This is a genomic window from Cytophagia bacterium CHB2, from assembly GCA_030263535.1.
GTDB lineage: Bacteria > Zhuqueibacterota > Zhuqueibacteria > Zhuqueibacterales > Zhuqueibacteraceae > Coneutiohabitans.
Map to the genome: position 1 here is coordinate 1 of SZPB01000334.1, position 7,166 is coordinate 7,166.

The window sequence follows — 7,166 nt, forward strand, 5'->3', positions numbered from 1 at the left end:
ATGGAAATGGTAAAGGCCGGGCGCTTGGAATTCACCTCGGCGATGAACGCGCCGCCCTGCTCCCAGCGTTGATAAATCTCCGGCTCACAGGTTTTATGCTCGAAGTATTCCGAGAAAGCCATATCCCTAGTTTTCTCCCAGATGTTTTATTACGCTTTTTGACTTTTTTCAGCGGAAGACGGAATCTAATAAATCCGCCGCTGCTTTACAATTTTTAATTTGCAAAATCATGAAAGAAAAAGACACATTCTCCGGCCCCTCCGGCAGGGGAAATATTTTTTACAAACCGACAAACGTGTGAAGCGGGTGTCATAAATGGCGCAAACGCCAATGCGAAGAGCCGCTAAAATCGGGGTTGCCCCAATGTGCTAATTTGCAAATAAAGTCGGACGGCCAGGACACTATTAGAGAAATTAACCGCGATTTAGTAGTTCCTGAAAGCCCTCTCTGCCGAGGCCAGTTTGCTTGGAACTGAGTATAGCCTTGAGCGTGCCGGTGGGTAGAGATCTTGATTTTGTAGGGATTATCGTAGTTCGCGAGTGCGCCCATTGGGAAGCGTTTTTGTAAGAGATATACCGTGTGTCGCACGGTTCCCCCGTTCTTCCCAGCCGTCTTTTTTTAAGAGCTTGATAAGCTCCGGGCCGGTTATGGCAGGTAATCCCGCACTCATGCACAAACCAATTGATTCACAGGTTCGATTCTCTGAGACACGAGTATACCTGGATCAAAAGGAAGATCAATGTGCATCATTTGCGGCTTGGTTGGATAAATCTCAATATCATGTTCTCGAAAGAATCTCTCACGTTCGCCAACTTGCTCCAGAGTATTTAAGTGGAGTAGTATCGCTTCCTGAATATCTCTTTCTGCTTCCTGTATAGTGTCACCGAAGGTTGCAGTGCCAAGTTCCTTGCATTCGGCGGTCCAGACGTCATCTTCGAATTTGAAGATGACCGTAAGCACAATGAAGCCTGCTTGAGTCTTATTCATGACTTTTGCCCGAAATTTATAGGAAAATAAGTGCTTGTTAAATTATTGTTTGCATGATTTGAAGGGCTCTGCTAATCAACACAAATAATACTCTCTAAAAGTATGTGTGTCAAGAGCTTTTTGTTATACTACCAGCACTTGTCTTCGTTGCGTCAGGCTTTTTGAATTATAGAAAGGCGTATGCGCTGTTGTGTGTTGACGATCAGCCAAATAAAAATGCCGCAGGGTTATTGAGTGAGAAGGGTGACCACGAATCCCAAGCGCTCACTGCCTTCAATCAAAATCATGAAACGCCTTCCAGCGAAACACCGTGATGCCCAAGTCGGTGCCGAACCAGACAAAATCCTCATCGAGCGCGACCGCATTGACATGGTTATCCAACAAGCCGTCTTCTGCGGTGTATTGCCTCCATTCCTTGCGCCCGCCGTGATATTTGTACACGCCGGCATTCGTTCCCACCCACACTGCTCCCGGGCCCGCTTCGATACAATAAATGTCAGTTCCCGCGAAGGCTTGCCGCGCCGGCGCGCCCAGCCAGGTGCGCGCATTCACGTTCAAAGCATCAATGCCCAGATCCGTGCCAAACCACACCAACGAATCATAATACGAAACCGCATAGGCTGCGGCCCGACTCGCGTCATCGCCGGCATCGATGTAGCCGCCGGTGGCCTTTGCCATGTCATAAACAAACGGCCCTTGCGCCGTAGCCGCCCATAACAAATTTTCCTGGCGTTCGAGATCTTCGACGCGGATATGGCGCAGCAGATTCGGCAGAATTTCACCGACCCCAAACGAATCTTTGCGCGCCGTGGCCAGCGCAATGCGGTTCAAGCCCAAATCCGTGGCGGCGTAGAGATAATTTTCATAAACCGCAACATCGTTCACGCGCTCACTGGCCAAACCGTCTTTGGACATCAGGCGCTGCCAGCGATCCTTGCGCGTGTCATAAATGCTGATACCGTTTTGCGTGGCGCAATAAAGCTTGCCCTCGTGAAATTCAAAACCGTTCACCTCGTCGCTGCTCATGCTGAAGTTGTAGCGCGCGTCATAATAACGCCAGTCGCGGTTGTCGGAGATGCCGGCTTGCGGATCGCGCCAGTAGGTGATGCCTTCCAGAGATTCATCGCGCGGCTGGCGAATGGTGTTGCGCACGCCGCCGATCCACAGGCCCTCCTCATCAAACAGCAGCGCATCGACACGCTGGCTTGCCAAACCGATGCTGATGGGCTGCGCCTGGCCCAGATTGACATCGACGCGCAACGCGCCCAGGCCCCAGGTGCCCAGCCACATATTGCCCCAGCGATCTTCGCTGATACTCGTCACCGGTGCCTGGCGCAAATGATTATCCTGCACAATGCCTTTGGGATCGAACAGAAAACCGGCAGGCATAAAAAATTGCGGGAACATACGCGGCCGCGGCGCGCGTGCTCCGAACCAGATCACGGAAGCATCAGGCGTCTGACCGTCTGCTGGAGAAAAAATGTTGCCGAATTTGTCCTGGCGAAACATGCGTCCGGAGGCGGTTTCGAACCAATTGTTGTTGTTGTCGAATCCCAGCGAAACAAATTCATCGTTGTACGCCAGGCCAAATTCGATCTTGGGAAAATTCGTCCAGCGCAACGAGGCGGGATGCTGGCGGCTGAGGCCCAGGGCATGGCCGCACCAGAGTGTGCTGGTAATATGATCGAAGCCGATGACGCTTATGCGGTTGTCGGCGAGGCCATCGCTGGTGGTGTACGGCGCCTGCCATTGGCTGCGCAGAATGTCATAGCGCGCAATGCCGGCAGTGGTGCCGAAAAATGCCTGTTCCGGGCTGGTTGCGACCGAGCTAATGTAGCGATTGACGCCGTAGCTCACCCAATCGCCCGGCCGGTAGCGATCATTTGCCGGAGAGCGGCGCAACGTGAAGGCATAGAGTCCCAGCCCCGCCAACAGAAAAAGGGAAATAATATTGAGGTGAAATCGTCTCATGAATATGTTCCCCGTTGGGGATTGAAGGCGGCGGTTCGATGCTTGCATTCGATTCGGTAGGAAGCTAGGAGAATTGCACTAAAAGTCAACGAGCAAGTTGGGGGGACGGAGGTGACTTCCACTACATGAAATCACAAAACGACAACGATCTTACGATCGCGAGCAATTCATTCAGAGAAATCGCCGTAGCTAAAAACTCTGATGCCCAGAACTGATTTCAATAGTTACTCTCCACTACCAAGGCCAATGGTATCTGCGTGTACCGCTTAGGCGAGATGGCTGAAACAGAGATGATAGTTACTATTACAGCCCGGACGCTGTGAGCGCCCGGGCTGCTGTGCCAAATTCACTCCACTACAATTTTCTCAATGCCCTCGGGCGCGGGCGGATATTTCATCTGTAATCCTTCCAACGCTTCAACAATACATTCTGAAATCACGAAATTGCGGTACCATTTCTTGTTCGCCGGGACGATATGCCACGGCGCCCAGGGCGTGTTGCATTTGTTGATCGCGTCTTCGTAGGCTTGCATGTAATCATCCCACAACGCGCGCTCTTTCAAATCGCCGAGATTGAATTTCCACTGCTTGGTCTTGTCGTCCCGCCGCTCTTCCAGCCGCTCTTTTTGCTCTTTCTTTGAAATGTGCAGGAAGAATTTGAGAATCGTGACCCCGCTGTCCGCCAGCAGCTTTTCGAAGTTGTTGATGTGATCATAGCGTTTCAGCCACACTTCTTTGGGCACGAGATTGTGCACGCGCACGATCAACACATCTTCATAATGCGAGCGGTTGAAAATGCCGATGTAGCCGGCTGGCGGCACGTGCTGGTGAATGCGCCACAAAAAATCGTGCGCCAATTCCTCCGGCGTCGGCGTTTTGAAGCTGGCCACGCGTACGCCCTGAGGATCGACGCTCGACATGACATGCTCGATCACGCCGTCTTTGCCGCCGGTGTCCATCCCCTGCAAGACGATCAGCAGCGCATGCTTGCCTTCCGCATACATGACTTCCTGTAATTCATCCAGGCGTTCGAGGTTCTTTTCCAAATCCTTTTTCGCCTCGTCTTTCTCTTTGTAATTGCCGGTGTAACCGGCGTCAAAATCTTTCAAACGAATCTTTTCAACTGGGGAAATCAAGAGAGGTTGTTTCATGGTCTTTTCCCTGTTTCAAAGTTTTGGAGTAATGGAGCAACCAAACGCTGGCTTATTGAGGCTCCATCAATCCATTAATCCAACAATCCATCACTCCGATGCTCCGATTTTCAGTGCATACATCCGCACTTCACTTCGCCAAAACCCACGCCCGCGCCCTTCCACAAAAACGCTTCGCTGGTCTTGGCATTCTCCCAGTAAAACGGCAGCCGCGGTCGCGAAACATTGCCGGTCTCGTTCATGGTTTCGGCGTCGTACAAACGGCCGTTTTTCATTACATGAGTGATGAATTCCGTGTTCTGAATATTCTCCAGCGGATTCTTCTCCAGCACGATCAAATCCGCGAGTTTGCCGGGTTCGAGTGAGCCTAATTCCTTGCCCATGCCGATGTACTCCGCGCCGTTCAAAGTAGCCGCACGAATCGCCTCGAGCGGTGTCATGCCGCCCTGCGCCAGCATCCACAATTCCCAATGCGCGCCCAGCCCCTGCAATTGGCCGTGCGCGCCGAGATTCACTTTGACGCCGGCATCACACAAGGCTTTGGCGGCCTGCGCATTGCCGATATGGCCGAAATCATCGTCGGGAATCATCATACGCCGCCGCGCGCGTGCATCGACGATCGGGCGCGGTGTGAAATTCAGCAGCCGCTGTTTTTCCCACACGTTGGATTTCTGATACCAATAATTCTCGCCCCAAATGCCGCCATAGCCCACGATCAATGTCGGCGTGTAAGCTGTCGCCGTGCCGCCCCAGAGTTTTAATACATCCTGATAAACCGGCGCGATCGGAATCGAATGCTCGATGCCGGTGTGGCCGTCGATCACCATCGACAGGTTGTGGTAGAAAAACGACCCGCCTTCGGGAACCACCAACATGTTCAACTCGCGCGCGGCTTGCAACACCTGCTGGCGCTGGTTGCGGCGTGGTTGATTGTAACTCTTCACAGAAAATGCGCCCACCGCTTTCAGGCGGCGCAGATGCGAGCGCGCGTCATCGAGATTGTTGACCACTGCTTTGAAATCGCCATCAGCGCCGTAGAGAATCGTGCCGGTGGAATACACGCGCGGCCCGGTGATCTTGCCGGCCGTCACCATCTCCGCCAGTGTGAACACCGTTTCCGTATACGCCGAGGGATCGTGCATCGTGGTCACGCCGTAGGCGAGATTGGCGAAATAGGCCCAGCTCTGCTGCGGCAGCAAACCGGCAAAGAAATGATCCGCATGCGCATGCACATCGATGAGTCCCGGCATGATGGTTTTGCCGTTCGCCTCGATGCGCTTTGCGTCCGCCGGGATGCTGACCGCATTCGCCTTGCCGACCGCGACGATACGATTTCCTTCAACCACGATGGTGCCGTTCTCAATCACTTCATCACCGCGCATGGTGATGATTCGTGCTCCGGTGAACGCGAGCTTGCCGGCAGGCACATCCGTCTTTAACTTCAATCCGATTTGCAGCCCCACGGAATCCGGGCCCGCAACGCTGTCCGGCGCGCCCGGGAGAAAGGTGAAAGTCTGGCGCAGCTCACGAGAAAACAACTCGGGACCAATCATCCAATGCAGCTTTTGGCTGTCACCGGACCAATGCAGATAATCGCCGGCATCGCGGGTGACGCGCTTCACCGGCACCGCCTTGGTGCCGTTATTCAAATCAATCGGCCCGCCGGTTTGCGGAAACGGCGCGAGGTAAGCATTGAACAATTCCGTGAACGCCACCCATTGCTCATCGGGACTCAGCGCGATTTGATTCACATATTTCAAATTGAAATGCGTGCGTTCTTCGCCGCCATCGAGGCGAACGCTTTTGTATTTCTTCTCCAGCCCGCCGCCGGATTGAAAGAAAATACGATCGCCCTTGCGATTGAAGCGCGGAGCATAGCCTTCTTCTTGAATGAAATGTTCCTCGCCGCCTTCGGCTCGACCGGGCTCGCCGGGGCCGGCAGACATCCAGTACAAACCCGGCTCCACGCCGTACGCGAATCCCAACACCGAGTTGCCGTTGTCGCGCTGATACACGATCTTCCTGCCGTCCGGCGAAAACGAGGGCGTGAGATAATAGCCCTTGCGCCGCGTGAGTTTGACGGGATTGCGGCCATCGATTTTGACTTTGTACAAGCTGCCCAGCGCGGTATCACTCCAGGTGGAATACACAATCCACAAACCGTCGGGACTGAATGACGGGAAGAATTCATGCAGAGAGCTGTTGGTCAAGCGTTGCGGCTTGCCGTTGGGCAATGCTTTCTTCCACAGCGAGCCGACCGCGCTGAAGACAAGGGTCTTGCCGTCGGGAGAAGTCACGGCATCGCGTATCATTTTCACCGTGAATGAATCTGCATGAACGGTTTGCGGGGAATGCACCGCCTCTGTGACCGTTTGCCTGACATTTACGGTAAACGATATTTGAGCGGCCTGCTTCGTTGCGATATCGATGCGCCAAATCTTGCCCTGCGCCCAGATCACGATATTTCTGCTGTCCGGCGTCCAGGCATAATTGGGATAAACGCCGAATGTAGCCCAGGTTTCTTGCTGATCTTTGCTCAAACCGTCATACAGCGGAATTTGCTCGCCCGTTTTCAAATCCTGCAAATAGAGCACGCTGCTCAGCCGCACGCGCCGCACGAAGGCGAGATACTTGCCGTCAGGCGAGGGTTGCGGCCGCACCGCCCCGCCGGCGCCGGTGACGAAGTTTTTCAAGTCGCCCTTCTCGCGATCGAGGCGGCGAATGACGTAAATCTGGCCGTTGGGATCTTTATTATATTGAAACGTGCTGCCGCCGCTCATGTCTTCGCTGAAATAGACGTAACGGCCGTCCGGCGAAACCGCCGGCTCGCCCGCGTCTTGCTGGTCGTTCTTGCGTTTGGTGAGTTGCAAGCCTTCGCCGCCGGTGAGATGATACAGCCACATCTCGCCCGCGCCCAGTGAGCGCGTGCTGGTGAAATGCTTGCGCGCGATGAGATAATTGCCATCCGGCGTCCATACCGCATTGTTGAGCAGGCGAAAGTCTTCCTTCGTCACTTGCTTGGGTTTCGAGCCGTCGCGCTGCATCACCCAAATGTTGT

3 protein-coding genes and 1 pseudogene are annotated in these 7,166 nt (G+C 53.8%); all 4 read right to left on the reverse strand.

The window, feature by feature from the left end; genetic code table 11:
- Nucleotides 1–828 precede the first annotated feature (828 nt).
- The 4 genes and pseudogenes from FBQ85_23805 to FBQ85_23820 all read right to left on the reverse strand — a co-directional run bounded on the left by FBQ85_23805 (nucleotide 829) and on the right by FBQ85_23820 (nucleotide 7,152).
- Nucleotides 829–987 (reverse strand): annotated as a pseudogene (locus FBQ85_23805) (type II toxin-antitoxin system HicB family antitoxin).
- Between the two features lie 273 nt (nucleotides 988–1,260).
- Nucleotides 1,261–3,006, reverse strand: coding sequence for a hypothetical protein (locus FBQ85_23810; protein MDL1878165.1), 1,746 nt, complete (start codon nucleotides 3,004–3,006; stop codon nucleotides 1,261–1,263).
- Nucleotides 3,007–3,304: 298 nt separating this feature from the next.
- Nucleotides 3,305–4,108 carry a polyphosphate kinase 2 family protein gene (locus FBQ85_23815; GenBank protein ID MDL1878166.1) on the reverse strand — a complete coding sequence of 268 codons (804 nt, stop codon included), beginning with the start codon at nucleotides 4,106–4,108 and terminating at the stop codon, nucleotides 3,305–3,307.
- A gap of 110 nt (nucleotides 4,109–4,218) precedes the next feature.
- The gene (locus FBQ85_23820; protein MDL1878167.1) at nucleotides 4,219–7,152 is read right to left on the reverse strand and encodes an amidohydrolase; all 2,934 of its coding nucleotides are present in this window, start codon (nucleotides 7,150–7,152) and stop codon (nucleotides 4,219–4,221) included.
- Nucleotides 7,153–7,166 lie beyond the last annotated feature (14 nt).

Coding starts and splice junctions, on each gene's coding strand:
- FBQ85_23810 (MDL1878165.1), bottom strand. CDS start 3,006: ATGCAAGCATCGAACCGCCGCCTTCAATCCCCAACGGGGAACATATTC.
- FBQ85_23815 (MDL1878166.1), bottom strand. CDS start 4,108: ATGAAACAACCTCTCTTGATTTCCCCAGTTGAAAAGATTCGTTTGAAA.
- FBQ85_23820 (MDL1878167.1), bottom strand. CDS start 7,152: ATGCAGCGCGACGGCTCGAAACCCAAGCAAGTGACGAAGGAAGACTTT.